The sequence below is a fragment of the Brachybacterium epidermidis genome, assembly GCF_015209585.1.
Lineage (GTDB): Bacteria > Actinomycetota > Actinomycetes > Actinomycetales > Dermabacteraceae > Brachybacterium > Brachybacterium epidermidis.
This window is the reverse complement of sequence record NZ_JADEYR010000001.1, coordinates 308,804-335,379: the sequence shown is the minus strand read 5'-3', so window position 1 is coordinate 335,379 and position 26,576 is coordinate 308,804. Positions and strand designations below refer to the sequence as shown.

Below are 26,576 nucleotides of genomic sequence, written 5' to 3'. Positions count from 1 at the left end.
CTGCACGCGCCTCTTCCGAGGCGTCCCACAGGCCCGGAGCATCACTCGAAGATGTGGTGGCGAGACTCCGGCACCTCGAACGGCACCAGATCATGCGGCGACCGCGCCAGCCGGAACAACCCCGAGGACACATCCTCCAACGTCTCCCCATACCCCGGCACCTCGATCACGAACGTCGGACACCCCAACGCTGCCGCCTCCCACAACGACGTCGAGAACGTCCCCCCCGCCACCCGCGCCCGCCGCACCACCGACAACGTGTCCTCCGCAGCAACCTCCACACGCGACTCCACACCAGCAGCCGCCAACTCACCACCAATGATCCCCCGCTGCGCAGGATGCGGAGCCACCACCACCCGCAACTCCGGACGCTCCACCACCAACTCCCGCACGAACCCCAGAATCCGACGCAACACCCGCGGCTGCGAGATCACACACACATCCCACACCGGATCCAGCCCCGGACCCTCCAACGCAGCCCGCAACTCCGGCATCACACGCGGCACCACCACATGCTCGTCACACGCATTCGTCCGACCCGCCCACAGATCCGACCACGCATAAAACCTCGACGCCCCATAATGCGGCCGCCCACCGAACCAGAAACTCGGCGCAAAACGACTCGTCAACGCATACTGCACATCCGACCCCCGCGCACCAGACCGCTCCGCAGCAGCCGCGATACCAGCCCACCAATGACTTGACGCGATCAACACCTCCTCCGGCGCCACCCGCTCAAACACCGGCGTGAAGAACTCCCGCTCCGCCAAAAACTTCGCCAACCGATTCCGCAGATGATCACCCAGATCAACCCGCACACCCAACGACCGACTCAACGCCTCCTCAAACGGACGCGCATCCGCCTCCGGCACCCTCAAATGCGCCCACCGACGACGCCACCCACGCTTCCACTCCAAAAACTCCGCGAACGGATACGCCAGATCCGACTCCTCCACACCCGGATACCCCCCAGCATCCGGCTGCACCACAAACAACGTCTCATCATCAACAAAACGCTCAGTCCGATACCCACTCTGACCACGCCGCGCATAATCAAACACCACCCGCCGCGCCGACGGAGCCGACGACAACCGCTTCGGACCCACATACACATCCGACACCGGCTCCGCCACCGCAGACGCCGCACCCCACAACCCAGCAGCCTCCGCCAACTGAATCACCAGAGCCGAACGCCCCAACTCCCACACATGCACCCCACCCGGACCCGTGATATCGAACAACCCGAAATCACGCTCCGCAGCACACACCCCCTCAAACAACTCCCCATACGACCACGGCGCCCCCACACGACGCCGCGACACACCATCCCTCAACACCAACCAGTCATACTCACCCCGCACAACAACCGACGGACACTCCGCCCCACCAGCATTGACCACCTCAACACCACCAGCACCACCCACCGGCACACCACACGAATCCACCCCACCCGACACCGGAAACCACGGATGCCGACCCACCACACGATGCGCACCCACCGACGGCTTGGTCACCGCGCGCGCCATCGCTGAGACAGCCGAGGAAGCGGCGAAGGTGCCCACGGATCTGACCTGCTCCACGGCAGCGCTGAGACGCCCGGACGCAGCGCTCCCGTTCTGCCCGTGCAGCGCCTCCGTCGCATCCGGGGCCGCATCGAGCAGATAGCCGGTCTGCGCGCTCTCGGTGGGTGTGCGCGGTGCCGCCGTATCCGGGGCCGCCTCGGCTCGGGGTTGCGCAGCGCGATCTCGGAATGTCGTCGGCATGTCGAAGCTGCTGTCCGGTTCCACAGCCGTGGCGCTCGCGGCGCTCACCGTCGCACCGGCGGCGCTGTCGCGTTCACGGCTCTCGATGTCCTCATGCTCATGGCCCGGTGCTTCCAGCGGTGCGTCGGACTGCGCCGACGTAGCTGCGGAGAGCTCGCGGTGAGCGCGGCGCCGTGCGCCATACGCGGCGATGATCTGGCGGGACTTCCAGAGGACGTCCCCCGGCGCTCGTCGAGCGAGGTAGGTGAGGGACTGCATCGGACGGGCCACGCCGGATCCGCCGGAGGGCAGGCGCAGGGTCTCCACCACGCCGGGCCGGCCAGCGCCGTAGTCAGCATCGCGCCGCAGGTGCGCAAGGATCTCGAGCTCGTGGCCACGTGTGGTGCTGGCGAGGTAGTGGCGGTCCTGCGAGCCTGGCGCAGTGGTGTACGAAACAACGCAGGGCGCGCCCGCAGGGAACTCGATGACGGTTCTGGTCGCATCACGGCGCACCCGGGGCGCGCGCACGCTGTGACCGTCATCGATCCGCACATCGTGCAGTTCGATCGGGGAGGCCACAGTGATCCTGTGCAGCAGTCGTCCCTGGGGGCGGCGCAGGCCGTGAGTGATCGCCTCGGCGGCGATCGGCTCCCCGCCCTCCGCGCTGAACAGGCCGGGGATATCGAGCATGTTCCCCTGCGGGCCGAGGAAGTCGCGATACTGCTGTTCGACGGCAGGGGTCGCGAATGTGGCGTCGAATCGTTCGCGGGCGCGGCGTCCAAAACGCTCACGCAGTCCCGCATCCTGGGCGAGCTCCTGCAGCCGCGCAGCCAGCAGCTCCACATCCCCGATCGGAACAAGGAAACCACTATCACCATCCTCGATCGCCTCCGCCGGACCGAAATCGAAGTCATACGACACGGTGGGACGCGAGTGATACATCGCCTCCAAAAGCGGGTAGGCGAACCCCTCAGACAACGACGTCATCAACACGATATCCGCAGACCCATACACGTCCTGCTCCGTGCCGAACCCCGGCATCCGCACCCGATCCTGAAGCCCCAACGACTCCACCAGCTCCCGGACGGCAAGGTAGTACGGGTGGAGAGAACTGATGTTCCCCCACAGGGTCAACGTCACCGACTCGTCATCGATCAACGACAGCGCACGCACCGCATCCAACTGATTCTTCCGATGCTGGAACGACGCCGGCAAAGCGATATTCACGCCCTCGTGCGCAGTGCGCTCCAGCGGCGTCGTCCCCTCTCCGGGGAAGTTCGGGATGAACACCACATCGGAGGCATCGAAGGGCGGTGTGAACTGTGCGCGAAGTCCGTCCGCGACGGTCTGGACTCGGTCGATCATGCCTCGGGCTGCGAGGAGCGGCTCGCGTAGCTCGGCGTGATGGCTGTAGTCGCCGTGGATCTGCAGCACCGTGCGGGGTCGGCGCGCATCGCCGCTGAGGGCGCGCTGGAAGGCGAGCGCCTGCACGGGTGCGGTGAAGATGATCGTGTCCTGGTCCGAGAGCGCCGCGTTGAGATCACGGAGCGCAGCCAGCTCGTTCGCCGTGAAGGCGTACTGCAGGGCGCCCAGGGCTCCGTGCATCTCAGGATGGACGTTGCGATGCTGCAGGCGCCCGCCCCGGGCGGGCAGGGTGCGTAGGGTGAATGCGGGGACGTCGAGGTCCAGCGGCCACCGCGGGATCATCCGGCTGGAGACATCGCCTGTTCCGAGGAAGCCGAGCAGCGCCACCGGGTAGCCGGCCTCGTGCAGCCCGTTGGCCAGCTGGACAACGGACTTGTGGTAGCCGGTCGGGCCGGCGATCTCGTTGGTGCAGATCACGATCACAGCGGAAGGGCCTTTCCTCGGATGAGGGTCGTACAGAGCGCGGGGGCGGGTCAGGGAGTGGGAGTGACCGGCTCAGCGATCAGCATCTGCGCATCGGGCACGCGCGGAAGACGGCTGGGCAGGTGACTGAGCGGATGGGCGAGGAAGGCCACGGGCGATGCACCGGATCCGGCGTCCTGTGCGCCCTCGGGTCTCTTGACGACGCCGAGAACTGCACCAGCCTTGCGTACCGGAGCGCCTGCCCAGTAGCTGAGGAACGGCACCGGGGAGCGCCGATCCCAGCCGAGCGCAGCACGCAGTTCCTCCGGCGAGAGCACATGCTGCGCACCGAGCTCCGCCCGTGCAATTCTCTGTCTCGTCGCCGTATCTGATTCGTCATGGAACTCCGGCCAGAGCTCGCGAGTGCGTCGCGCGACGTCGGTGCCGAGCGATCCGATGGCGACCTCGTCACCGTAGATCTCGGTCGGGGTGCCTTCGGCAGCGGCGTAGACGACGGCGGTCGAGAGCTGGTTGGACACGACCCGTCGCGCGCCCCGAGCGAGGTGCAGCACACGGCTCAGGAACAGCGGATCACGGCGGTCACCGGCGCTGACCACCTGATGGCCGTGGGCGGCCCAGACCTGTCGCTTCTCGGGCCGGTCGAGGTCCTCGGGGTGCAGGCAGACCAGCGAGGGCCCGCCGCGCTCAGCGAGCTGACGGGCGAAGGCATCGTCGCTGTGCTCGAGCCGCACCAGCCGGGTGTCGTGCACGGGGAATGCGACGGTTCGACCGAGCGGCTCGATCTTCTGCTGCGCCGTCAGCTCGCTCAGGTAGAGGAACGGGGCGCCGACGGGGATTGTCGGGAACGGGTCGCGCTCGGGGTCCCAGCCGCGTGCACTGTGGCTCCAGACGAAGCGCCCTGCCCCGCGGGGCAGGCGCGCGAAGTCGGAGAAATGGACGAGCGTGGGCGAGCGGACCGTCCAGCCGTGCTGGAGCAGGCCGTTGATATGACGCACGGATCCGAGACCGGCGTATCGGGCCAGCACCGCGCTATGACCGTAGTAATGGTTCTGGATGTCCATGCGCGTCACTCGAAGATGTGGTGGCGAGACTCCGGCACCTCGAACGGCACCAGATCATGCGGCGACCGCGCCAGCCGGAACAACCCCGAGGACACATCCTCCAACGTCTCCTCATACCCCGGCACCTCGATCACGAACGTCGGACACCCCAACGCTGCCGCCTCCCACAACGACGTCGAGAACGTCCCCACCGCCATCCGCGACCGCCGCACCACCGACAACGTGTCCTCCGCAGCAACCTCCACACGCGACTCCACACCAGCAGCCGCCAACTCACCACCAATGATCCCCCGCTGCGCAGGATGCGGAGCCACCACCACCCGCAACTCCGGACGCTCCACCACCAACTCCCGCACGAACCCCAGAATCCGACGCAACACCCGCGGCTGCGAGATCACACACACATCCCACACCGGATCCAGCCCCGGACCCTCCAACGCAGCCCGCAACTCCGGCATCACACGCGGCACCACCACATGCTCGTCATACGCATTCGTCCGACCCGCCCACAGATCCGACCACGCATAAAACCTCGACGCCCCATAATGCGGCCGCCCACCGAACCAGAAACTCGGCGCAAAACGACTCGTCAACGCATACTGCACATCCGACACCCGCGCACCAGACCGCTCCGCAGCAGCCGCGATACCAGCCCACCAATGACTTGACGCGATCAACACCTCCTCCGGCGCCACCCGCTCAAACACCGGCGTGAAGAACTCCCGCTCCGCCAAAAACTTCGCCAACCGATTCCGCAGATGATCACCCAGATCAACCCGCACACCCAACGACCGACTCAACGCCTCCTCAAACGGACGCGCATCCACCTCCGGCACCCTCAAATGCGCCCACCGACGACGCCACCCACGCTTCCACTCCAAAAACTCCGCGAACGGATACACCAGATCCGACTCCTCCACACCCGGATACCCCCCAGCATCCGGCTGCACCACAAACAACGTCTCATCATCAACAAAACGCTCAGTCCGATACCCACTCTGACCACGCCGCGCATAATCAAACACCACCCGCCGCGCCGACGGAGCCGACGACAACCGCTTCGGACCCACATACACATCCGACACCGGCTCCGCCACCGCAGACGCCGCACCCCACAACCCAGCAGCCTCCGCCAACTGAATCACCAGAGCCGAACGCCCCAACTCCCACACATGCACCCCACCCGGACCCGTGATATCGAACAACCCGAAATCACGCTCCGCAGCACACACCCCCTCAAACAACTCCCCATACGACCACGGCGCCCCCACACGACGCCGCGACACACCATCCCTCAACACCAACCAGTCATACTCACCCCGCACAACAACCGACGGACACTCCGCCCCACCAGCATTGACCACCTCAACACCACCAGCACCACCCACCGGCACACCACACGAATCCACCCCACCCGACACCGGAAACCACGGATGCCGACCCACCACACGATGCGCACCCACCGACGGCTTGACGGCGACGGCCTTGACGAGCTCGGTGGCGGCTACGGACGCGTAGGTGCGGCCAATGCGCCCGACGGTGCGTGCAGCGTCGATGGGCTTGCCGGCTGCTCGGCGCACTGCTTCCACACCCTTCGGCAGGTGCAGGGCTGCTTTTCGGTGGCGCGCAGTCTCGGACGCTCCTGCCGGGGAGTCATTGGTCGCAGCAGCCTGCGTCGTCGACGGGTCCGAGGCGCATGCGGGCTGCGTTGTGTCCGCGTCTACCGCTCGAGATGCCGTCGCGTCGGCCGTGGACTCCCCAGCTGCCGCCGATCCACGGCTCGGCGCAAGAGCCGATGCAACCTGCCGCATTTTCCACGTGACAGCCTCCACAGCGTCGACGGCGAAGCGCCCGATCGCCGGGGGTGTCGTCTGCCAGGAGACGCGCCGCGCTCCGCCACGTGCGGCAACGATGGTGTCACGTACAGGCGGGACCCCATCAACGAAACCGGCATCTCGGCGCAGATGCGGAAGGATAGGAAGCTGCGGTCCACGGGCGGGGCCAGCCAGGTAGTGCCGTTCCTCGCCACCCCGGCGGGTGGCGTACGAGACGACATCCGGGCCGCCGACAGGGAACTCGATCACCGTGGAAGAAGCTTCCCGTCGCACTGTGGGAGCAACGATCCGGTGTCCGTCGTCGATACGAACATCGTGCAGAACGAGGTCACCACGGACAATCACGCGATGGATTCGCCGCGCACGAGAGAGCACAACCTCATGGGTGATGTCGTCAGTGCGCACTGGCTCCACACCACTCGTGGAAAAGAGCGCCCCGAGGTCAATGGTCGTGCCCGGCGGCGGACCGATGAGCTCCGCGAAACGTCCGCTGATCGCGGCCGCGGAGAAGATCTGGTCGAATCGTTCGCGTGCGCGGCGTCCGAAGCGTTCGCGCTGTCCCGCATCCTGGGCGAGCTCCTGCAGCCGCGCAGCCAGCAGCTCCACATCCCCGATCGGAACAAGGAAACCACTATCACCATCCTCGATCGCCTCCGCCGGACCGAAATCGAAGTCATACGACACGGTGGGACGCGAGTGATACATCGCCTCCAAAAGCGGGTAGGCGAACCCCTCAGACAACGACGTCATCAACACGATATCCGCAGACCCATACACGTCCTGCTCCGTGCCGAACCCCGGCATCCGCACCCGATCCTGAAGCCCCAACGACTCCACCAGCTCCCGGACGGCAAGGTAGTACGGGTGGAGAGAACTGATGTTCCCCCACAGGGTCAACGTCACCGACTCGTCATCGATCAACGACAGCGCACGCACCGCATCCAACTGATTCTTCCGATGCTGGAACGACGCCGGCAAAGCGATATTCACGCCCTCGTGCTCGGACATCGGCGAAACAGCCGCACTTTCCCCAGGAAAGTTCGGAATGAACACCACATCGGAAGCATCGAACAAGGGTGTGAACTGTTCACGCAGGCCATCAGCCACGGTCTGGACAGTGTCGATGACATCGCGCGCCTCATGCAGGATCGACCACAGCTGATCGTGGTGCCGATAGTCCCCGTGGATCTGCAGCACCGTGCGCACGCGGTGCGGTTCGCCCGCCAGAGCATGATGGAAAGCGAGCGCCAGGATCGGGCTGGTAAGGAACAGCGTGTCGTCCTCAGTGAGCTCATCATTGAGCTGACGCAGGGCGGCGAGCTGATTCGGGGTGAACTCGTAGACGGTTCCGTACACCTGGCCCTTCACAGCCGGGTGCACGTTCTCATGCAGAAGCCGTCCACCGTCCGCGGGCAGGGCACGGAGCGTATAGGCGGGAACGTCGAGGTTCAGCGGCCACCGCGGGATCATCCGGTCGGCGGGATCGCCCGTGCCCAGGAACGACAGCAACGCGACAGGGTAGCCGGCGTCATGCAGCCCGTTGGCCAGCTGGACGACGGACTTGTGGTAGCCGGTCGGGCCAGCGACCTCGTTGGTGCAGATCACGATCACGGTGCGGCAAGCCTTCCCTGACAGGTCACGGACAGAGCGGTGCCGCCCAGTGTGCCACGCTCCGCCCTCAGATCCGGTTCTTGCACAGCGCGGCCACTGATGCCGTGACCAGATGGAAAGCGGCGACGGGCACCGACAACTGTTCCTGCTGGCGCAGGACACGCCACACGGCGAGCAACGCCCGTGGTCTGTCGGAAGAATGTGATTCAGGCTGGGCAGCGCGGTACAGCGCCAGCGGTTCATCAATGCCTGCGGCTGTGGCACCTCCGGCAAGGATGCACAGCCACAGCGCCCAATCCTCCGCACCTGGCACATCAGGCATCGAGACCGGTCCGGTGCGCCTTAGATCCAGTACGGCCGTGAGGTTGCCGATCACGTTTCGGCGTCTGAGGCCCGCGCGCGTCAGCGCCGTCGGGACATGCACGACGCGGCCCTCAGGAACGAACTGCGCCGCTGAGCCCGCATAGTCGGCAGCGATCCGGTGGTAGCCGCAATAGATGAGCGGTGCGTCGGTGGAGCGCGCGAGCTCGAGCTGACGATCAAGCTTTGTGGGCAGCCACAGATCGTCGGCGTCGCAGAAAGCCAGATAACGACCGCGTGCCTGGGCGATGCCGGTGTTACGCGCCGCCGCTGGCCCCCCGCCGCTGTCGCGACGGATCAGGCGCACGCGGGAATCCCGGGCTACCAGTGACTCGACGATCTGTGTTGTGTGATCAGTAGAACTGTCGTCAACGACGAGGAGCTCCAGATCGGAGCAGGTCTGATCGAGTACGCTGACGATCGACTGACGCACGGTCCTCGCGCCGTTGAAGACCGGCATGACGACCGTCACCTGGGGATTCATCTCCTGCGCGGCAGTCACGACGCAAGATCATACCGATGTAGCTCCATGGCCCAGCCGTTGAGCCCGCTCGGCCGGAGGAGAACGAACGTGGCTGACCACACAGCAGACGCGCTGCTCGCACCGCGCCTGACATCCGCGCAGGCCGCAGAGCTGGCCTCCAGTGCCGGTCTGACCGAGATGGGGATCCGGCCGCCGCTCGGCCGCTATGCCGCGCAGGTCTGGCAACGGCGATCGTTCATCTGGAACCTGTCTGCGTCGCGCGCATACTCCAAGAACCAGGGATCGTATTTGGGTCAGTCCTGGGCGGTCCTGCGTCCGATGCTCGACGCCGCTGTGTACGTCATCATCTTCGGCTTCCTCTTCGACTCCAGCGCGCCGGGCATCGACAACCGAGCAGCGTTCATCACGATCGGCACCTTCACGTACACACTTTTTCAGACGTCCGTGATGTCGGGGCTGAACTCGATCCCGAGCAATCTGCAGCTGATCCGCTCACACCGCTTTCCGCGGGCAGTCGTCCCCCTCGCGACCGTGATGACGGAAACGGTGCTGTTCGCCCCGATCCTTGTGGCGATGCTCGTGATCACAATGGTCACCGGTCTGCTACCCGGAATGGGCGCCGTCTGGCCTACATGGTCCTGGCTCCTGCTGCCCTTCGCGGCAGTTCTGCTGGCGATCTTTTCCTCAGGCGTGGCGATGTTCTTCGCACGCGTGGGGGCCCGCGCGCCAGACATCGCCAACGCGATGCCTTTCATTCTCACGCTCGGCCGGTATGCCTCCGGCGGCATGTTCCTTATCTCGGCGATGATCCCAGAGGGCGCTTGGTACCGACCGATCCTGCTGCACCAGCCCGTCGCGATCTACCTTGAGCTGTTCCGTGCCGTGTTCGGCAACGAATCGTTGATCCCCATGACACCGATGCTGTGGCTGGAGGCGATCCTGTGGGCGGTCGTCGTTTTCGTCATCGGGTTCCTGTACTTCTGGCGCGCGGAGGAGACCTACGGCCGTGACTGAGGACATCGACTTCGAGATCGACCCGGAGAACCTCCCCAAGCGTCTGGAGCGCAAGCCCCTGGGCCCTCCTTCAGTGGTGGTCGACGACCTCCACATCACCTACCGCGTCTTCGGCGCGCGTCGCGGCGGCACCACCCGGCAGCGCACGTCCCTCTGGGACAAGGCCATCAGCCTCGGACGGCCCGATACCGGCCCCATCACAGAGGCCCCCGCGGTGCGCGGCGTGTCCTTCGTCGCCCATCACGGCGAGTCCATCGGCATCCTCGGCACGAACGGCTCGGGCAAGTCCACCCTCCTGCGAGCCGTGGCTGGCCTGCTCCCAGCGACATCCGGCCGCGTCTTCACGTCTGCTGAGCCCGAGCTGATGGGCGTCAACGCCGCACTGCTGCCGCGGCTGACTGGGGAGCGCAACATCATGATCGGCGGGCTCGCGCTGGGGCTCAATGCGAAACAGGTGCGTGAGTCCGTGCCGAAGGTTGCCGAGTTCGCGGAGCTCGGTGACTTTCTGTACCTGCCGATGAGCTCCTACTCCTCCGGCATGGCCTCCCGTCTTCGATTCGCGATCTCCACAATCCGCACCCCTGAGATCCTGATGATCGACGAGGCACTGGCCACGGGCGACGCCTCGTTCCGCAAGAAGAGCACAGCGCGGATCGAGGAGATTCGAGAGAAGGCGGGCACGGTGTTCTTCGTGTCCCACTCCCTCGCCTCCGTGCGCGCCATGTGCACGCGCGCATTGTGGATCGAGAAGGGTGAGCTCGTCGCCGATGGCGACGTGGATGATGTCGCGGATGCCTACAATGCGTTCGTCGAAGGGCGCACCAACGCGTCATCGGGAGCGAAACTGCGCTGAGCAAGGCCGTGCCCTACAGAGGGGGCGACTCACCCCGGGGCCGGCTCACCGACCCATTGCTATCGGCTGACGGTTCCATCGAAGTGCTGTACGTCAGGGCATCGGAATCACTGCTATGCTTCACTCGGAGACTGGCCCACTTCGGCAACGGGGTCGGAGGCGAGCTGGAGCCCGCCTGTGGTCTCGTCAGGGATGTACCACTCGCCGGAGACGGGGCACACCCACGCATCGGTGCCGTCGGAGGCAGGGAGGAGCTTCTCCCCCGAGCGTCCCACCCAGGCGATGCGCTTGGCCGGGACCCCTGCCACCAGAGCATACGGCGGCACATCCTTCACCACGGTGGCGCCGGCGGCGACCATCGCCCAGGCGCCGATGGTCACGGGGGCCACGCACACGGCGCGGGCACCGATCGACGCTCCCTCCTGGCAGGTCACACCCACCGGCTCCCAGTCCGAGGCGGACTTCGGGCTGAGATCGGGGTTGACCGCGCGCGGGAAGTGGTCGTTGGTGAACACGGCCGCCGGGCCCACGAACACGCCGTCGGCCAGCTTCGCCGGCTCGTACACCAGGGCGTAGTTCTGGATCTTGCAGCCGTTGCCCATCTGCACGCCGCTGCCGATATAGGCGCCGCGGCCCACCACGCAGTCGCGACCCATGTGCACGCCTTCACGCACCTGAGCGAGATGCCAGATGGAGCTTCCGTCGCCGATGGTGGCGTCCTCGGAGATGTCCGCGCCGGGGGCAACCCGGTACGTGGGGGTGTCACTCATGCGGACGACTTTACCGCCCGCCCCCGGTGCTCAGCGGGACGACGAGCCGGGCATCCCAGCTTCTTCCCGCAGCCTCTCCCCCTTGGCCAGCGCCGTCTCCCGCAGCTCCTGCTGGAACACGGCCATCCGCTCGCGCAGGGCGAGGGCATGATCGTCGACCCCGGCGGCGAGGATGCGGGCGGCGAGCAGGCCAGCGTTGCGGGCACCGCCGATGGACACGGTCGCCACCGGCACCCCGGCGGGCATCTGCACGATCGAGAGCAGTGAGTCCATGCCGTCCAGGTGCTTCAGCGGCACGGGCACCCCGATCACCGGCAGTGGGGTGAGGGAGGCGATCATGCCGGGCAGGTGGGCGGCACCACCCGCTCCGGCGATGACCACGCGCAGGCCACGGTCGGCGGCCGAGCGACCCCAGGCCACCATGTCCTCGGGCATGCGGTGGGCGGAGACCACATCGACCTCCGCGGGGATGCCGAACTCGGCCAGGGCATCCTGGGCGGCGCGCATCACTGGGTAGTCGGAGTCCGAGCCCATCACGATGCCCACCAACGGGGCGCCACCCGAGGGCGGGGAGTCCGGCGAAACGGGCAGCGGGGTCTGGGTCACGGGTTCTCCTCCATGGCGTCGGGGCCGTCGATGATGCGCTTCTCGGCGCGGTGGGCGCGGGCCAGCAGCTGCTCCGGATCCTTCCCCACCACGGTGACGTGCCCGAGCTTGCGGCCGGGACGCACCGACTTGCCGTACAGGTGCACCTTGACGCCCGGATCCGCCTGCATCGCAGCGCGCGCTCCGCTGGCGAGCTCCGGGGCGCTGCCGCCCAGCAGGTTCACCATCACCGCGCAGGGCGCCAGCATGTCGGTCCCGCCCAGGGGCAGATCGGCCACCGCACGCAGGTGCTGCTCGAACTGGCCGGTGACCGCACCGTCCATGGACCAGTGGCCGGTGTTGTGGGGGCGCATCGCCAGTTCATTGACCAGCACCTCTCTCCCGGCGGTCTCGAACAGCTCGACGGCGAGCATGCCGACCACGTCGAGGTCCTCGGCGATGGCCGCGGCCAGCTGCTGGATGCGCTGCTGGGCATCCGGGTCCAGGTCCGGGGCGGGGGCGACCACCTCGTAGCACACCCCGTCGCGCTGCACGGACTGCACGACGGGGTAGGTGATCGACTGCCCACCGGGTCGGCGGGCCACCTGCGCGGAGAGCTCCCGCAGGAAGGGCACCTTCTGCTCGGCGAGCAGCTCGCCGTGGTGCTCGAGCCAGTCGGCTGCGTCCTCGGCGCGCTCGATGATGCGCACACCGTGGCCGTCGTACCCGCCGCGCGGGGTCTTCACCACCAGCGGGCCGTCGTTCTCGGCGAGCGCGCGGTCGAGATCCTCGATGCCGCGCACGTGCCACCAGCGGGGGCAGGGATGCCCCAGCTCGGTGAGGCGGCGACGCATCACCAGCTTGTCCTGGGCGTGCACCAGGGCACCGGGACCAGGGCGCACCTGCACGTCACCGGTGGTGACCAGTCGCTCCAGAAACGCCGTCGGGACGTGCTCGTGGTCGAAGGTGAGCACGTCCACCTCGGTGGCGAGAGCGCGCACGGCGCTCTCCTCGTCATGACGGCCCGTGCGCACCCTGCCGGCGACCACGGCGGCACTCTCTGCGGGGTCGGAGGCCAGCACGGTCAGCGGCAGGTCCAGTTCGATCGCGGGCCCCAGCATCATCCGGGCCAGCTGCCCAGCGCCCACCACCCCGATCCGGGGTGGCGCGGTCAGGGGCGAGCAAGGGGTGTCATCAGGCACGTCCGACAGTCTAGGACCCGCTCCTGGCCCCGGTGCGGCGGCTGTCGTCCTCGGTGGGCTCCTCGGCGTCCGTGAAGACCACTCCCGAGGCCAGTGCGCTGCTGCCGTGGCTCCGGCGCCGTGCACCGTGGCGGTGACGCCTGCGCACCACGGACCCCTGGGGAAGCAGCGAGAGGTCATCGCTGGCCTCGGTCCGGGTGGTCTCCTCGGGACCGGTCTTCTCCCCGGGCGCGGAGATCAGGAACATGCCGAAGGAGGCGGGCACCTCGGAGAGCAGCTCGAGCCGGCCGCCGTCGTCCTCGACCAGGGTGCGTGCAAGGGCCAGGCCCACTCCGGTGCCGGAGGAGCGGGCCCCGGAGACGGAGCGCTCGAAGACGCGCTTGCCGAGCTCGGGGTCGATACCGGGGCCCTCGTCGGAGACCTCCACCACGGTGGAGTGGTCATTGCGACGCACCTTGACCAGGGTGCGGCCCCCGCCGTGCACCAGCGAGTTCTCGATCAGGGTGGCGATCACCTGGGTGAAGGGACCCACGGAGCCCCAGACGGCAGCGCTTCGGGGCACCTGGATCCGCAGCTCCCGGCCCGCCTTGCGGAATGCCGGGGACCACTCCTCGCTCTGCTGGGTGAGGACGGACCGCAGCTCCACCACACCGGGGCTGCGGCGCTGGGAGGAGCGTGGCGCGTTGATCAGGTCGTGCACCACCTCGGTGAGCCGGTCGATCTGCTCGAGGGCGATGCGGGCCTCCTCCCGCACCCATTCCTCCGAGCTGGTGGCGAGGATCTCGTCGACCCGCATGGACAGCGCGGTCAGCGGGGTGCGCAGCTGGTGGGAGGCATCGGAGGCGAGGCGGCTCTCCGCCTCCAGCCGTTCGGCGAGCATGGCGCCGGAGCGGGTGAGCTCCTCGGCCACGTCGTCGATCTCCGAGATGCCGCTGGCCTCCCACGGCCCACGGGCACGGCCGGCACCCATCTCCTCGGCGCGGCGGTTCAGCCTGGCCAGTGGCATGGAGATCCGCTGCGCCTGCCACAGTGCCACCGAGACGCCGATCGAGAGGGAGGACAGCCCCGCCACCACGATCAGCACCCAGGCGCTGGCGGTGTGAGCGCGCACCTCGGACTGGGGGATGTAGACGGTGATGTACTGCTCCTGCGCCCCGGGCGTCGAGACGGACACGGGATTGGGGCCCACAGGGTCCCCTGCCTGGATGGTCTCGCCCTCGTGCGTGACGACGATGGTCACGTTGAGGTTGGGCTGGGCATCCACGTGCCGCTGCAGCATCGCGGTGTCGAAGGGCCGCCCCTGCGCCAGTCGCTGGTCGGTGTCGATGCGGACCGCCTCGAGGATGTCCAGAGCCTGGCCGTTCAACTGCTGCCGGTTCAGCTGCAGCCAGGAGTAGCCCAGCGGGATGCCGAGCATCAACACAGCCAGCAGCACGGTGATGAGCGTGGCCTGCAGCACGCGCTGCCGCACGCGTCAGCTCCCTTGACCGGTCTCGAAACGGAAGCCGACGCCGCGCACGGTCGAGATGCGGCGGGGGTTGGTGGCGTCATCGCCGAGCTTGCGGCGCAGCCAGGAGATGTGCATGTCCAGGGTCTTGGTGGAGCCCCACCATTCGGCGCCCCACACCTCGCGCATGAGGTCGTCACGCGTGACCACGCTGCCGGCCTCGCGGACCAGCACGGTGAGCAGGTCGTACTCCTTGGCCGAGAGGGTGAGCTCCTCACCATCGGCGTAGGCGCGGCGCGCCGCGACGTCCAGGGACACGCCGTGCACGTCGAAGGAGTCGCCGGACTCCTCGGCGGCCTGAGCCCTGCGCAGCAGGGCACGGATGCGGGCCTGCAGCTCGCCCAGCCGGAACGGCTTGGTGACGTAGTCATCGGCCCCGGCGTCGAGCCCCACCACTGCATCGACCTCGTCGGCGCGGGCGGTGAGGATCAGGATCGGCGACTCCAGGCCGCCCTTGCGCAGCCGACGAGCCACCTCGAGCCCATCGAGATCGGGCAGCCCGAGATCCAGGATGACCACGTCGATGGGATCGGCCCCGGCCGCGATGGCCAGGGCGTCCATGCCGCGGGAGGCACGCATGACCGTGTACCCCTCGCGGTCCAGCGCGCGGGAGAGCGGTTCGGCGATGGCGGAGTCGTCCTCGACGAGAAGTAGGCGTGTCACGGGGCTCATCCTACGCCGTGACCTCTCAGAGCCCCAGGTTGAGGGGCGTGGAGCGATCCCTGGTCAGCTCGCGCACCCTCACTGCACCGATGCCGTGCAGCTCCACGTCCTCCCCCTCGGAGGCGGCGAACCCGCCCGGCAGCGCCTCGGCCACCGCGCGGGCGGTGTCGGCGTCCACCAGCACGGTCCCGGGCCTGGCCACCGACTCCATCCTGGCGGCGAGGTTCACGGAGGGCCCGAACACGTCCCCGTAGCGGGAGAACATCGATCCCCACACGAACGCCACCCGCACCGGGGGCAGGTCCGGGTCGGCGCTGATGGCCTCGGCCAGGGTGACTGCGATCTGGGCGCCGTCCTCCGGCGTGTCGGCCAGGAACATGATCTCGTCGCCCACCGTCTTGACCACACGCCCGCCGCCGACGGAGATGATGTCGCGCCCGGCGGCCTCGAAGCGCCCCACCACGTCGGCCAGCTGGGCACCGGTAAGGTCCCGGGAGAGCCGGGTGAACTGCACCAGGTCGGCGAAGCCCACGGCCCGCTGCAGCGGGAACAGCTCGTCCGTGTCGCGGTGGAGCACCTCGGATCCGGCCCGGGCCGCATAGGCGGCGAGCTGCCTGCGGAAGGCGAACATCACCTGCGACTCCAGGGTCTCCAGCAGGTCGGGGACGGAGTCGAGCATCTCCAGGCGCGCCTCGGCGTCACTGCGGCCGGCCGCCTTGGCCTCGTCGACCAGGGCCTCGGTGGCCCACATCGCCAGGCGCCCCATGTGGAATCCGAGCCCGCGGGTGATGCTGGCGAAGGCGCGCTCGCTCAGGGCGCCGTCCTCGACCAGGGAGGCGAGGTCGCCGATCGCGTAGGCGTCCTCCTCGGTGAACACCACGGTGTCCTCGTCCACGGGGGTGAAGCCGAGCGAGCGCCAGTACACGGCGGCCAGGCGACCGGGGATGCCTCGCTGCTCGCTCAGATCCCTCCGGGAGTACTTGCGCGGCCCCTGCAGCAGCTGGCGCTCCAGCGTGCCGACGCTGCGGCGCACCTCGGCGAAGCGCCGGTTCAGCTCCAGGATCTCCTGGGCATCGATCTGGCCGATGCCGTCGGCGTCGTCCTCGGAGGTGGGGTCGGGCAGGTCGCCCGGCGCCCCGTGCCCGCTGGATCCCTGCTCTAGGGAGGCCATGCCCCCGCCGGCGGGCATCGCAACGCCCAGGGGTGCGGGTGCGGGTGCGGGTGCGGGGACACCCCCGAGCGGCCGCTCGGGTCGGAGCTGCTGATCGTCAGCATCACTGATCCCACTGGTCACCGTGTCGGGCCCTCCGCTCCTTCTCCTGCGTTCCTCATCGTTGCGTGCCTGCCCGATTCCCGCGGTCCGTGCCGCACGTCGCCGACGTCCACCGAGACGAGGGCGCCCTCCGCTGTGCGGAGCACCAGACGTCCGCGGTCATCGATCGCCTGTGCCGTGCCGCTCGCGCCCGAGGGCGCAACGGGTGTGCTCGTGGCGCCCAGGGGCTCGACCTGAACCCTACGCCCCAATGTGAGGCAGGTAACAGTGTATCGGTCGAGGGTGCCGGACTCCCGGGCGTCGCCGCCCGTGGATCCCAGTATGCGCACCTCTCTCAGCACGCCGGCGAGGAGCTGCCCGGCCAGTGCCCGGCGCAGCTGCTCGACCGCCGCCGGCGTGTCGACGCGGCCGGTCAGCGAACCGGGCCCGAGCAGCCAGGCCGCGCCGGGCACCTCGGCGCCGCCGGCGTCCCTCACCGGGCCCCGCAGGTTCAGCCCGATGCCCACCAGCACACCGTCGGCCCCGTGCCCCTCGACCAGGATCCCACCGAGCTTGCGCCCGTCGGAGGTGTGGATGTCGTTGGGCCATTTCAGGCCCACCTCCCCCACCGTCCCCGGGCCCGCGCCGGGCCGGGGCCAGATCCAGCGATGGCCCGCAGAGCGCGTCGATCACCGCAAGACCCGCGGCGAGCGGGAACCAGCTGCGCGCGGCGACGGGAAGGTCCGTGCGGATCGCGACGGTGATCGCCAGGCCCCCGCCGGGCGGAGTCACGAAGGACCGTCCCAGGCGTCCGCGCCCCGCCACCTGCTCGCGGGCCAGCACGGCGAACGGCGCCGGCTCCCCCGCCCGCCAGAGATCGGCGGCATGGTCCTGCGTGGAGGTGACGACGTCCGGGCAGTGCACCGCGATCCCGTGGACCGTCGCGGTCCTGTGCGCGGCGTGCCCGCCGCTGCCCGGCGCTCGCAGCAGGCCGTCCGGCGCGCCCGTGGACCGAGCGCCCGGGTACGACGAACGCGGGTCCTCCGGATCGTGCATCGGGCTCTCCTGTCTGCTGTTCCCGCCTCGTCGTGAGCATCCTGCTCCCGGCCCCGGCATGCGCAGGTAGCGTAGTATCCAGATGTTCCCAGCCCGGCCCACCGCGGCCCGTTCCCTGCCGCACCAGGAGGCCATGTGACCGACGCCGCCAGGCCGCAGAGCACCCGCCAGCGCATCGACGACCTGCGCGAGCGCGAGGCCCGCGCCGTCTCCACCGCCGATGAGATCGCGGTCCAGAAGCAGCACGCGCGCGGCAAGAAGACGGCCCGTGAGCGCATCACGGACCTGCTGGACGACGGCTCCTTCGTGGAGACCGACCGGTTCGTGCGCCACCAGGCGCACTCCTTCGGACTGGAGGCCAAGCGACCGGACGGCGACGGCATCGTCACCGGCTACGGCACCATCGACGGCCGTCAGGTGTGCGTGTACTCCCAGGACTTCACCGTGTTCGGCGGGTCCCTGGGCGAGGCCCACGGCCGCAAGATCCAGAAGGTGCAGGACCTCGCCCTGCGCACCGGGGTGCCGATCATCGGGATCCTGGACGGCGGTGGCGCCCGCATCCAGGAGGGCGTGGCCTCCTTGGCGATGTTCGCGGGGATCTTCCGCCGCAACACCCGCGCCTCCGGCGTGATCCCGCAGATCTCGCTGATCATGGGCCCGGCCGCAGGGGGCGCCGTGTACTCCCCGGCGCTGACCGACTTCATCGTGATGGTCGAGAAGACCTCCCACATGTTCATCACCGGTCCCGACGTCATCCGCACCGTCACCGGTGAGGACGTCGGCTTCGAGGAGCTCGGCGGCGCCCGCACCCACTCCACCCGCTCGGGCGTCGCCCACTACATGGCGCCCGATGAGGGCGAGGCCATCGAGTACGTCAAGGACCTGCTGAGCTACCTGCCGGCCAACACGCTGAGCCCTGCCCCGGTGTACCCGGTGCGCATCGACGAGGCCCGCACTGCCGCGGACTCCGCCCTGGACTCGTTGATCCCGGACTCCCCCAACCAGCCCTACGACATGACCACGGTGCTCCGCGCAGTGCTGGACGACGAGGAGTTCTTCGAGGTGCAGCCGCTGTTCGCTCCCAACATCCTGGTGGGCTTCGGCCGCGTCGAGGGGCACAGCGTGGGCATCATCGCCAATCAGCCCTCGCATCTGGCCGGCACCCTGGACATCGACGCCTCGGAGAAGGCCGCCCGCTTCGTGCGGCTGTGCGACGCGTACAACATCCCGGTTCTCACCTTCGTGGACGTGCCCGGGTTCCTGCCCGGCACCGGCCAGGAGTACGGCGGCATCATCCGCCGCGGGGCCAAGCTGCTGTACGCCTACGCCGAGGCGACCGTTCCCCTGATCACCGTGATCACCCGCAAGGCCTACGGCGGTGCCTACATCGTGATGGGCCCCAAGGAGCTGGGGGCCGACATCAACCTGGCCTGGCCCACCGCGCAGATCGCGGTGATGGGCGCCCAGGGCGCGGTGAACATCCTGCACCGCCAGCACCTGCGCCGCACCCAGGAGGAGGGCGGGGACGTCGCCGGGGAGCGCAGCAAGCTGGAGACCGAGTACGAGAACCTGTTCGCCACGCCCTACACCGCCGCTGAGCGCGGCTGGATCGACGGCGTGATCGAGCCCTCCCAGACCCGCACCCAGATCGCGCGGGCACTGCGCGCACTGCGCACCAAGCGCGAGACCCAGCCCACCAAGAAGCACGGGAACATCCCGCTGTGACCGTCCCCGGCGCGGATCCCTCCGCCGCCCTCACCGATCCCACCACCGGATCCGAGGGCGGCACCGAGCACGGCTCCACGGAGCAGGCGGTCGCCGCGGCCGGGGTGCGCGTGGTCACCGGGCACCTGGAGACCGAGGAGCTGGCGGCGATCGCCGTGGTCGTCTCAACGATGAGCGTGACCAGCCGCCTGGAGGCCGAGGAGCGCACTCTCGCGGAGAGCCACTCGGCCGGCTCCGGGGTGTGGAACGACCCGGTGCACTGCCACCCCCGCACCTTCGAGGCCCGCAACCACTGCTCGGAGGCGGCCTGGCGGTACTCGCACCGCTGAGCCCGCACGGACCGGGCCGCACCGGTTCCGTGATAGCGTCGTGCGTGGACACGGGGTGCCCCCTGGGGGCTGAGATCACACCCGAGAACCTGCACGAGTTAGGACTCGCGAAGGGATGTCGCCATGGCGAAGCGCGCCTGCAGCACCATCGCATCACGCCCCCACCCGGGAGGCCCCCGCACCCGACCGGTGCGCATGGACACCGGGCCGGGCCGCGCTGATCTGCGACCGACGGGCCCTCGGCGCCCGCTGCTCCTTCCCGCTGATCCTCGCCCCCGCCTCGCACGCCGGAGTCCACGACCCCCGCACCCGCAGGAACGAGGATGATCACGGATGTCCCCCGCCTTCACCGACGAACTGAGACAGCAGAACCAGCCCACCTGGGACCGCGCCGTCACCCACCGCTTCGTCCATGAACTGTTCGACGGCAGCATCGACGACGCCGTGATGGCCGGCTACCTGGTGCAGGACTACCGGTTCCTGGACAGTTTCCTGGTCCTGCTCGGGTCGGCCGTGGCCACGGCCGACACCCTCGAGGCCCGCCTGCGCCTCTCCCGTTTCATCGGCGAGGTGGCAGGCGAGGAGAACACCTACTTCCTGCGGGCCTTCGAGGCCCTGGGAGTGAGCGCCCACCTGCGCGAGACCATCCCGGACACCCCTGCCACCGAGCAGTTCACCGGTCTGTTCCGGGAGGCCGCGCAGACCCGCCAGTACGCCGCCGCGCTGGCGGTGCTGGTGGTCACCGAATGGCTGTACCAGGACTGGGCCTCGCGCGCCCCCGCGAAGCGGCCCGAGAACGTCGTGCACGCCGAGTGGATCGACCTGCACGACTACCCCGGGTTCTCGCAGTTCGTGGCGTTCCTGCGGGCGGAACTGGATCGCGTCGGCCCAGCCCACCGTGACCTCGTGGAGGAGTTCTTCGGCCGGGCCGTCGACATCGAACTGGCGTTCTTCGACGCCGCCTACGAGCATCCGGTGACGGTGGACGGAGCGCGCTGATGTCCCTGTTCGACGACCTGAAAGCAGCCATCGGCCCCCAGTGGACGGCGTACACGGACCACGAGTTCGTGCGGCGCCTGGGCGAGGGCACCCTGCCGCTGGCGGTGTTCCAGGACTACCTGATCCAGGACTACCTCTTCCTGGTGCAGTTCGCCCGGGCCAACGCGCTGGCGGCCTACAAGAGCAGGAACCTGGCCGACATCGAGCAGGCCGCGCGGGGCCTGTCGGCCATCCTGAACGAGACCCACCTGCACCGTCGGCTCACCTCCGAGTGGGGGATCGACACTCACCGCCTCAGCACGGCGCCCGAGAAGCAGGCGACGGTGGCCTACACCCGGTACGTGCTGGACTGCGGAATGGCCGGTGATCTGCTGGACCTGCAGGTGGCTCTGGCCCCGTGCACCATCGGCTACGCGGAGATCGGCACGGGGCTCGCCCCGGCCCTCCGCACCGACGCGGAGCACCCCTACCGCGACTGGATAGCCGAATACGCGGGCGAGGACTTCCAGCGGGCCGCCCGCGAGGCCACCGCCCACCTGGACGCGCTGTGCCCGCAGCCTCCGAGCCCGCAGCGCTTCGCCGACCTCACCGGGATCTTCCGTACGGCGTCCCGGCTCGAAGCAGATTTCTGGCAGCAGGCACTCGACGCCGCCTGAGCCCACCGCACCCGGGAAAGGACGCCTCATGCCCCCCGTATCCCTCGACGCCCGCACCGTGATCGAGCAGATGGAGGCCGTGCGCGAGCGGCAGCCGCTGATCCAGTGCCTGACCAACCACGTCACCACCGGTTTCGTCGCCAATGTGCTGCTGGCTGTCGGGGCCGCCCCCGCCATGGTCGACAGCGCGGGCGAGTCCGAGATCTTCGCCCGCGAGGCCGCCGACGGCGTACTGGTCAACCTGGGCACCCCCCACCCCGCGCAGTGCGACGGCATCCGCGCGATCGACTACGGCGCGGACACCATGCCGCCGTGGGTGCTCGATCCGGTGGCCGTGGGCAGTCTGCCGGTGCGCACCGCCCTGGCCCAGGAACTGCTGTCCCACTCCCCCACGGTGATCCGGGGCAACGCCTCCGAGATCGTGGCCCTGGCCGGCTCCGGACAGGGCGGCCGGGGCGTCGACTCGACTCTCGGCACCGACGAGGCCGCCACGGCGGCCCGCGACCTGGCCGCCCGCACGCACGGGGCCGTCGCCGTCTCCGGGCCGGTGGACCTGATCGCCGATGCCTCATCGACGGTGCGCATCGCCAACGGGGACCCAATGTTCACCGAGATCACCGGGGGCGGGTGCGCCCTCGGTGCGGTCACCGCCGCGTTCGTCGCCGTCTCGCCGTCGCCGCTGGTCGGTGCAGCCTCCGCCGCGGCGGTGTACGCCATCGCGGGCGAGAAGGCCGCCGGTGATGCGGCTGGTCCCGGCACCTTCGCCGTGCACCTGCTGGATGCACTGCGGTCCCTCTCGGCCGCCGACATCATGAGCCGGGCGGACATCTCATGACGACCCCCGCGAACAATCACTCGAGCCCGGACCTGAGCCCGGGTCGCAGCCCGGACTGGCGACCACTGGATCTGTCCCTGTACCTGGTGGCCGATCATGCCGTGTGCCAGCAGGCCGGAGCGGATCTGCCCGAGGTGGTCGCCCGATCCGTCGCGGCAGGCGCCACGGTGGTCCAGATACGGGCCAAGGAGCTTCCCGGCGGCCCGTTCACCGATCTGGCCGCGCAGGTGTGCGCAGTTCTCCCGCCCTCCGTTCCGCTCCTGATCAACGACCGCATCGACGTGGTGCTGGCCCTGCGCAGACGCGGGCTGGCCTGCGCTGGCGCCCACGTGGGTCAGGCCGACCTGGACGTCCGGGATGTGCGCGCACTGCTGGGGGACGAGGCCGTGATCGGTCTGAGCGCCGCCAGCCCCCAGCAGCTGCGCGCCGCGCACACCTCCGCCGCCCGGATCGACTACGTCGGCATCGGCCCACTGCACAGCACCCGCACCAAACGGGACGCACCGGCCGGGCTCGGCATCGACACCGTGATCGAACGCGCCCGGGACTGCACCCTGCCCGCGGTCGCCATCGGCGGCATCACCCCGGCGGACATGCCGGCCCTGCGGTCGGGAGGGCTCGCCGGGGCCGCCGTCGTCTCCTACATCTGCGCCTCGGCCGACCCCGGGGCGGCAACCGAACGCCTCGCGGCCGCCTGGAACGCGGCACCCACCTGGAAGCAGCAGCGATGACCACGACCCAGCCCACCGGCCCCTCCCACCCGCACACGCCGATGCCCGAAGGGCGGTGCGCCAGTCCCGGCACGGCAGGCGGCATCCCGCCCCGGGTGCTGTCCATCGCGGGCACGGACCCCACCGGGGGCGCCGGCATCCACGCCGACCTGAAGGCAATCGCGGCCTGCGGCGGTTACGGGATGGCCGCGGTCACCGCCCTGGTTGCGCAGAACACCCGGGGGGTGCGCGATGTGCATATCCCTCCGCCCGCCTTCCTGCAAGAACAGCTTGAGGCCGTCAGCGACGACGTCACCGTCGATGCGGTCAAGACCGGGATGCTCTTCGACGCCGACACCATCGGCGTGGTCGCGGACTGGCTTCGGCGCACCAGCCCGCCGGTGGTGGTGATGGACCCGGTGATGGTGGCCACCAGCGGCGACCGCCTGCTGGAGGAGGACGCCGAACGCGCCATGCGCGACCTGCTCCCGCAGGTGCATCTGGTCACCCCCAACGTGGATGAACTCGCCGTACTGCTCATGGACGAGCCGGCTGCCACCTGGGACCACCTGGTCTCCCAGGCCCAGCGCCTGGCCGCCAGCGCCGACGTGCTGGTGCTCGCCAAGGGCGGCCATCTCAGCGAACGCGAGGTGCGCGATGCGCTGGTCGATGCCGACGGCGTGCGGCACGTGGTCAGTTCACCGCGCATCCGCACCTCCAGCACCCACGGCACCGGATGCTCGCTGTCCGCCGCCATGGCGACGCTGAGGGTCCGTCACGGGGCCTGGGAGCCCGCTCTGAGCGCCGCCAAGCCGTGGCTGGCGCGGGCGATCGAGGACGGTCAGCACCTCCAGGTGGGGTCCGGGAACGGGCCGATCTCGCATTTCTGGGAACTGTGGGAGGCCGCGGCCGGGCGCTGACGCGCTCCTGCCCCGCCTAGACTGCGGACCATGGCCGAACACCTGTCAGCATCGGAGCCCTCGCCCTCCCGCCCCACCCGTTCCCCGTCCCCGCTGGACGCCCTGGCCGATGACTACGTCGAGCAGGTGGTGCAGGCCGACCCCTTCACCGCCACCAGCATCGGTGTGCCCGGGCACGACCACGAGGTCACCGACTACTCTCCCGCCGCCGAGGCCGCACGCACCGACGCGGCCCGCACCATGCTGGAGCGCATCGCACAGGTCGCCGATGCGGACGCCACCGATGCCGTGACCCGCGCCGCGATGACCGAGCGACTGGGCCTGCAGATCGAGCGGGCCGAGCAGCACCTGGACATCGCTGCGGTCAACAACCTCGCCTCCACGCTGCAGGTGCGGGACGTGCTGGACCTGATGCCCGCCGAGACCGCAGAGGACTGGGAGGTGCTCAGCTCCCGGATGGAGCAGATGCCCCATTCGCTGCACACCTGGGCGCAGTCCTTGCGCGAGGCCGCCTCGGCGGGCACCGTCTCGGCACGCCGGCAACTCCTGCTGGGCGCCGAGCAGGCCCGCTCCTACGCGGCGCGGGACGGCTTCTTCACCCGCTTCGCCCAGCAGGCGGTCGGTGATGAGACCCAGCGCGAGCGCGCCGCGGCGGCGGCCCGCACCGCCGCTGAGGGATACGTGCAGATCGCGGAGGTGCTGGAGGAACTGGCGTCGGCCGCCCCGGACCGCGACGCGGTGGGCAGGGAGGCCTACCCCCTGCATTCCCGCACCTTCCTGGGCACCGAGATCGACATCGACGACACCTACGCCTGGGGCATCGAGGAGCTGCGCTCGATCGTCGCCGAGCAGGAGCAGGTGGCCGAGCGGATCAACCAGCGCTACGGAACCGGCGGCGGCCGCTCGGTCAGCGCGGCCAAGGAGGCCCTGCGCAACGATCCCGAGCGCGTCCTGCACGGCACCGAGGCCCTGCGGGCGTGGATGCAGCAGCTCAGCGACAGGGCGATCGAGGATCTCGCCGGCACCCACTTCGACGTGCCCGCTCCCCTGCGGCGCCTGGAGTGCCGGATCGCGCAGACCGGCTCCGGCGGCATCTACTACACCGGTCCCAGTGAGGACCTCACCCGTCCCGGCCGCATGTGGTGGGACGTCCCAGCCGGTACCACCGAGTTCCACACCTGGGCCGAGACCACCACCGTGTACCACGAGGGGGTTCCCGGTCATCATCTGCAGGTGGGCACTCAGACCATGCAGGCCGCGTCCCTGAACCGCTGGCGCGCCCTGCTGTGCTGGGTCTCCGGGCACGGCGAGGGCTGGGCCCTGTACGCCGAGCGGCTGATGGACCAGCTGGGCTACCTCTCCGACGACGGCGACCGCCTGGGGATGCTGGATGCGCAGAGGATGAGGGCCGGGCGCGTGGTGCTGGACATCGGCCTGCACTGCGAGCTGCCGATGCCGGAGGGCCTGGCGGGCTCGGCCGGGGGCGCCTGGAGCTATGAGAAGGCATGGGACTTCATGAGCGAGCACTGGGGCATGGCCGAGGCCGAGCAGCGCTTCGAGCTGCACCGCTACCTGGGCTGGCCCGGTCAGGCTCCCTCCTACAAGGTGGGCCAGCGCGAATGGGAGCGCCTGCGCGAGCGCGCCCTGGCCCCCGCCGCCCAGGTCGCCTCCGGGGCTGAGGGCCCTGGTTCCGAGCAGGCCGCGGCGGTGCTGCGCGACTTCCACCGCCGGGCCCTCGAACTGGGCAGCGTGCCGCTGTCCGTCCTGGACGGAGCGCTGGCATGAGCGACAGCACACCGGCCGTCGAGCACACCCAGCACATCACCGAGCCGGCCACGGAGCCGCTGCCGGACACCGGCGGCGGTCCCCTGCTGCTGCTGGCCTCGGCCTCCGCGGGCAGGCGCGCCACCCTGACGGCTGCCCGCATCGAGCACGACACACTGCCGGTGGATCTCGACGAGGACGCGATCCTGGACCGTGCACGCACGGCCGCCGAGGAGGCCGGCGCCCCCCTGGCAGCCGCCGAGGAGGTGCTGCTGCTGGCGCGGGAGAAGGCGCAGGCAGCGACCGAGCTCAGCGACGGCGGCTACGTGGTTCTGGGCGGTGACTCGATGCTCGAGCTGGACGGCACGGTGCTCGGCAAGCCGCGCACCGCCGAGGTCGCCGGCGAGCGCTGGCGCACGCAGCGCGGCCGCACCGCCGTGCTGCACTCGGGGCACTGGCTGATCGACGACCGCGATCCCGAGGACGGCGGCACCGGGGCCACCTTCGGCGCCTCCGCCAGCTGCGAGGTCACCTTCGCCGACCTCTCCGACGAGGAGATCGACGCCTACGTCGCCACCGGGGAGCCCCTCGGCGTGGCCGGCGGCTTCACCATCGATGGCATGGGAGGACCGTTCATCACCGGTGTGAACGGGGATCCGCACGCCGTGGTGGGCCTGTCCCTGCCGCTGCTGCGCCAGATGCTCGGCGAGATCGGCATCGGGATCCACGAGCTGTGGGAGGATCTCTCCGCCCAGGGCGCGGCCGACGAACGCTGAGCCCACCGGCCCCGGTACT

22 protein-coding genes and 1 pseudogene are annotated in these 26,576 nt (G+C 69.3%); 11 read left to right on the top strand and 12 right to left on the bottom strand.

Annotation, left to right across the window (positions count from 1 at the left end; all coding sequences use genetic code 11):
* Positions 1–41: 41 nt before the first annotated feature.
* The 4 genes from IOE58_RS01510 to IOE58_RS01495 all read right to left on the bottom strand — a co-directional run bounded on the left by IOE58_RS01510 (position 42) and on the right by IOE58_RS01495 (position 8,959).
* On the bottom strand, positions 42–3,584 hold the full coding sequence (locus IOE58_RS01510; RefSeq protein WP_348981831.1) for a glycosyltransferase: 3,543 nt from the start codon (positions 3,582–3,584) through the stop codon (positions 42–44).
* A gap of 56 nt (positions 3,585–3,640) precedes the next feature.
* On the bottom strand, positions 3,641–4,651 hold the full coding sequence (locus IOE58_RS01505) for a hypothetical protein (protein ID WP_193864666.1): 1,011 nt from the start codon (positions 4,649–4,651) through the stop codon (positions 3,641–3,643).
* A 5-nt stretch (positions 4,652–4,656) separates the two neighbouring features.
* Positions 4,657–8,097 carry a glycosyltransferase gene (locus IOE58_RS14575; protein WP_193864665.1) on the bottom strand — a complete coding sequence of 1,147 codons (3,441 nt, stop codon included), beginning with the start codon at positions 8,095–8,097 and terminating at the stop codon, positions 4,657–4,659.
* Positions 8,098–8,164: 67 nt separating this feature from the next.
* On the bottom strand, positions 8,165–8,959 hold the full coding sequence (locus IOE58_RS01495; RefSeq protein WP_259891172.1) for a glycosyltransferase family 2 protein: 795 nt from the start codon (positions 8,957–8,959) through the stop codon (positions 8,165–8,167).
* Positions 8,960–9,028: 69 nt separating this feature from the next.
* Here IOE58_RS01495 and IOE58_RS01490 point away from each other — a divergent pair, with 69 nt between their 5' ends.
* Together IOE58_RS01490 and IOE58_RS01485 are read left to right on the top strand one after the other, a co-directional pair.
* A complete protein-coding gene (locus tag IOE58_RS01490) occupies positions 9,029–9,955 on the top strand; it encodes an ABC transporter permease (RefSeq protein ID WP_259891171.1) in 927 nt (308 codons plus the stop codon).
* Positions 9,948–10,808: an ATP-binding cassette domain-containing protein gene (locus tag IOE58_RS01485; protein WP_193864664.1), complete on the top strand. Its 861-nt coding sequence runs from the start codon at positions 9,948–9,950 to the stop codon at positions 10,806–10,808. The genes IOE58_RS01490 and IOE58_RS01485 overlap by 8 nt, the downstream gene beginning before the upstream one ends.
* 113 nt (positions 10,809–10,921) lie before the next feature.
* Here the strand turns inward: IOE58_RS01485 and IOE58_RS01480 are convergent, their stop codons facing one another.
* From IOE58_RS01480 to IOE58_RS14830, 8 genes and pseudogenes are all read right to left on the bottom strand, one after another.
* Positions 10,922–11,578 (bottom strand): acyltransferase, encoded by a 657-nt coding sequence (locus IOE58_RS01480; RefSeq protein WP_193864663.1) that lies wholly within the window; start codon positions 11,576–11,578, stop codon positions 10,922–10,924.
* A 30-nt stretch (positions 11,579–11,608) separates the two neighbouring features.
* Positions 11,609–12,112 carry a 5-(carboxyamino)imidazole ribonucleotide mutase gene (purE, locus tag IOE58_RS01475; RefSeq protein WP_193864897.1) on the bottom strand — a complete coding sequence of 168 codons (504 nt, stop codon included), beginning with the start codon at positions 12,110–12,112 and terminating at the stop codon, positions 11,609–11,611.
* A 68-nt stretch (positions 12,113–12,180) separates the two neighbouring features.
* Entirely contained in the window at positions 12,181–13,365 is a 1,185-nt protein-coding gene (locus tag IOE58_RS01470; RefSeq protein WP_396121485.1) for a 5-(carboxyamino)imidazole ribonucleotide synthase, read from the bottom strand.
* A 10-nt stretch (positions 13,366–13,375) separates the two neighbouring features.
* Positions 13,376–14,836: an ATP-binding protein gene (locus IOE58_RS01465; protein ID WP_193864662.1), complete on the bottom strand. Its 1,461-nt coding sequence runs from the start codon at positions 14,834–14,836 to the stop codon at positions 13,376–13,378.
* Between the two features lie 3 nt (positions 14,837–14,839).
* The gene (locus IOE58_RS01460; RefSeq protein ID WP_259789333.1) at positions 14,840–15,535 is read right to left on the bottom strand and encodes a response regulator transcription factor; all 696 of its coding nucleotides are present in this window, start codon (positions 15,533–15,535) and stop codon (positions 14,840–14,842) included.
* Positions 15,536–15,560: 25 nt separating this feature from the next.
* Positions 15,561–16,706, bottom strand: a complete 1,146-nt coding sequence (locus IOE58_RS01455) for an adenylate/guanylate cyclase domain-containing protein (RefSeq protein WP_228018463.1) — start codon at positions 16,704–16,706, stop codon at positions 15,561–15,563.
* A gap of 119 nt (positions 16,707–16,825) precedes the next feature.
* Positions 16,826–17,407, bottom strand: a complete 582-nt coding sequence (locus IOE58_RS01450; protein WP_193864659.1) for a hypothetical protein — start codon at positions 17,405–17,407, stop codon at positions 16,826–16,828.
* A 127-nt stretch (positions 17,408–17,534) separates the two neighbouring features.
* A pseudogene (locus IOE58_RS14830) lies at positions 17,535–17,843 on the bottom strand (hypothetical protein); the annotation flags it as partial.
* A 135-nt stretch (positions 17,844–17,978) separates the two neighbouring features.
* On the opposite strand from IOE58_RS14830, the gene IOE58_RS01445 reads away from it, so the two are divergent.
* The 9 genes from IOE58_RS01445 (at position 17,979) to IOE58_RS01405 (ending at position 26,557) form a co-directional block, all read left to right on the top strand.
* Complete coding sequence (locus IOE58_RS01445; protein ID WP_193864658.1) at positions 17,979–19,568, top strand: carboxyl transferase domain-containing protein; 1,590 nt, start codon at positions 17,979–17,981, stop codon at positions 19,566–19,568.
* The gene (locus IOE58_RS01440; RefSeq protein WP_228018462.1) at positions 19,565–19,897 is read left to right on the top strand and encodes a hypothetical protein; all 333 of its coding nucleotides are present in this window, start codon (positions 19,565–19,567) and stop codon (positions 19,895–19,897) included. Before IOE58_RS01445 ends, IOE58_RS01440 begins: the two co-directional genes overlap by 4 nt.
* A gap of 333 nt (positions 19,898–20,230) precedes the next feature.
* Complete coding sequence (locus tag IOE58_RS01435) at positions 20,231–20,896, top strand: TenA family protein (protein ID WP_017823785.1); 666 nt, start codon at positions 20,231–20,233, stop codon at positions 20,894–20,896.
* Complete coding sequence (locus tag IOE58_RS01430) at positions 20,896–21,552, top strand: TenA family protein (RefSeq protein ID WP_193864657.1); 657 nt, start codon at positions 20,896–20,898, stop codon at positions 21,550–21,552. Before IOE58_RS01435 ends, IOE58_RS01430 begins: the two co-directional genes overlap by 1 nt.
* A 28-nt stretch (positions 21,553–21,580) precedes the next feature.
* Positions 21,581–22,387 carry a hydroxyethylthiazole kinase gene (thiM, locus tag IOE58_RS01425; RefSeq protein WP_193864656.1) on the top strand — a complete coding sequence of 269 codons (807 nt, stop codon included), beginning with the start codon at positions 21,581–21,583 and terminating at the stop codon, positions 22,385–22,387.
* Positions 22,384–23,118, top strand: coding sequence for a thiamine phosphate synthase (thiE, locus tag IOE58_RS01420; RefSeq protein ID WP_193864650.1), 735 nt, complete (start codon positions 22,384–22,386; stop codon positions 23,116–23,118). Before thiM ends, thiE begins: the two co-directional genes overlap by 4 nt.
* The gene (thiD, locus tag IOE58_RS01415; protein ID WP_193864648.1) at positions 23,115–24,017 is read left to right on the top strand and encodes a bifunctional hydroxymethylpyrimidine kinase/phosphomethylpyrimidine kinase; all 903 of its coding nucleotides are present in this window, start codon (positions 23,115–23,117) and stop codon (positions 24,015–24,017) included. Before thiE ends, thiD begins: the two co-directional genes overlap by 4 nt.
* A gap of 30 nt (positions 24,018–24,047) precedes the next feature.
* Positions 24,048–25,802, top strand: a complete 1,755-nt coding sequence (locus IOE58_RS01410; protein WP_193864647.1) for a DUF885 domain-containing protein — start codon at positions 24,048–24,050, stop codon at positions 25,800–25,802.
* On the top strand, positions 25,799–26,557 hold the full coding sequence (locus tag IOE58_RS01405; RefSeq protein WP_228018460.1) for a Maf family protein: 759 nt from the start codon (positions 25,799–25,801) through the stop codon (positions 26,555–26,557). The genes IOE58_RS01410 and IOE58_RS01405 overlap by 4 nt, the downstream gene beginning before the upstream one ends.
* Positions 26,558–26,576 lie beyond the last annotated feature (19 nt).

What these genes read in the sequence shown, in the direction of transcription:
- IOE58_RS01435 (WP_017823785.1), top strand. Translation starts at nt 20,231, where the DNA reads ATGTCCCCCGCCTTCACCGACGAACTGAGACAGCAGAACCAGCCCACC.
- IOE58_RS01410 (WP_193864647.1), top strand. Translation starts at nt 24,048, where the DNA reads ATGGCCGAACACCTGTCAGCATCGGAGCCCTCGCCCTCCCGCCCCACC.
- purE (WP_193864897.1), bottom strand. Translation starts at nt 12,112, where the DNA reads ATGGGCTCGGACTCCGACTACCCAGTGATGCGCGCCGCCCAGGATGCC.
- thiD (WP_193864648.1), top strand. Translation starts at nt 23,115, where the DNA reads ATGACCACGACCCAGCCCACCGGCCCCTCCCACCCGCACACGCCGATG.
- thiM (WP_193864656.1), top strand. Translation starts at nt 21,581, where the DNA reads ATGCCCCCCGTATCCCTCGACGCCCGCACCGTGATCGAGCAGATGGAG.
- IOE58_RS01405 (WP_228018460.1), top strand. Translation starts at nt 25,799, where the DNA reads ATGAGCGACAGCACACCGGCCGTCGAGCACACCCAGCACATCACCGAG.
- IOE58_RS01505 (WP_193864666.1), bottom strand. Translation starts at nt 4,651, where the DNA reads ATGGACATCCAGAACCATTACTACGGTCATAGCGCGGTGCTGGCCCGA.
- IOE58_RS01430 (WP_193864657.1), top strand. Translation starts at nt 20,896, where the DNA reads ATGTCCCTGTTCGACGACCTGAAAGCAGCCATCGGCCCCCAGTGGACG.
- thiE (WP_193864650.1), top strand. Translation starts at nt 22,384, where the DNA reads ATGACGACCCCCGCGAACAATCACTCGAGCCCGGACCTGAGCCCGGGT.
- IOE58_RS01480 (WP_193864663.1), bottom strand. Translation starts at nt 11,578, where the DNA reads ATGAGTGACACCCCCACGTACCGGGTTGCCCCCGGCGCGGACATCTCC.
- IOE58_RS01455 (WP_228018463.1), bottom strand. Translation starts at nt 16,706, where the DNA reads ATGGCCTCCCTAGAGCAGGGATCCAGCGGGCACGGGGCGCCGGGCGAC.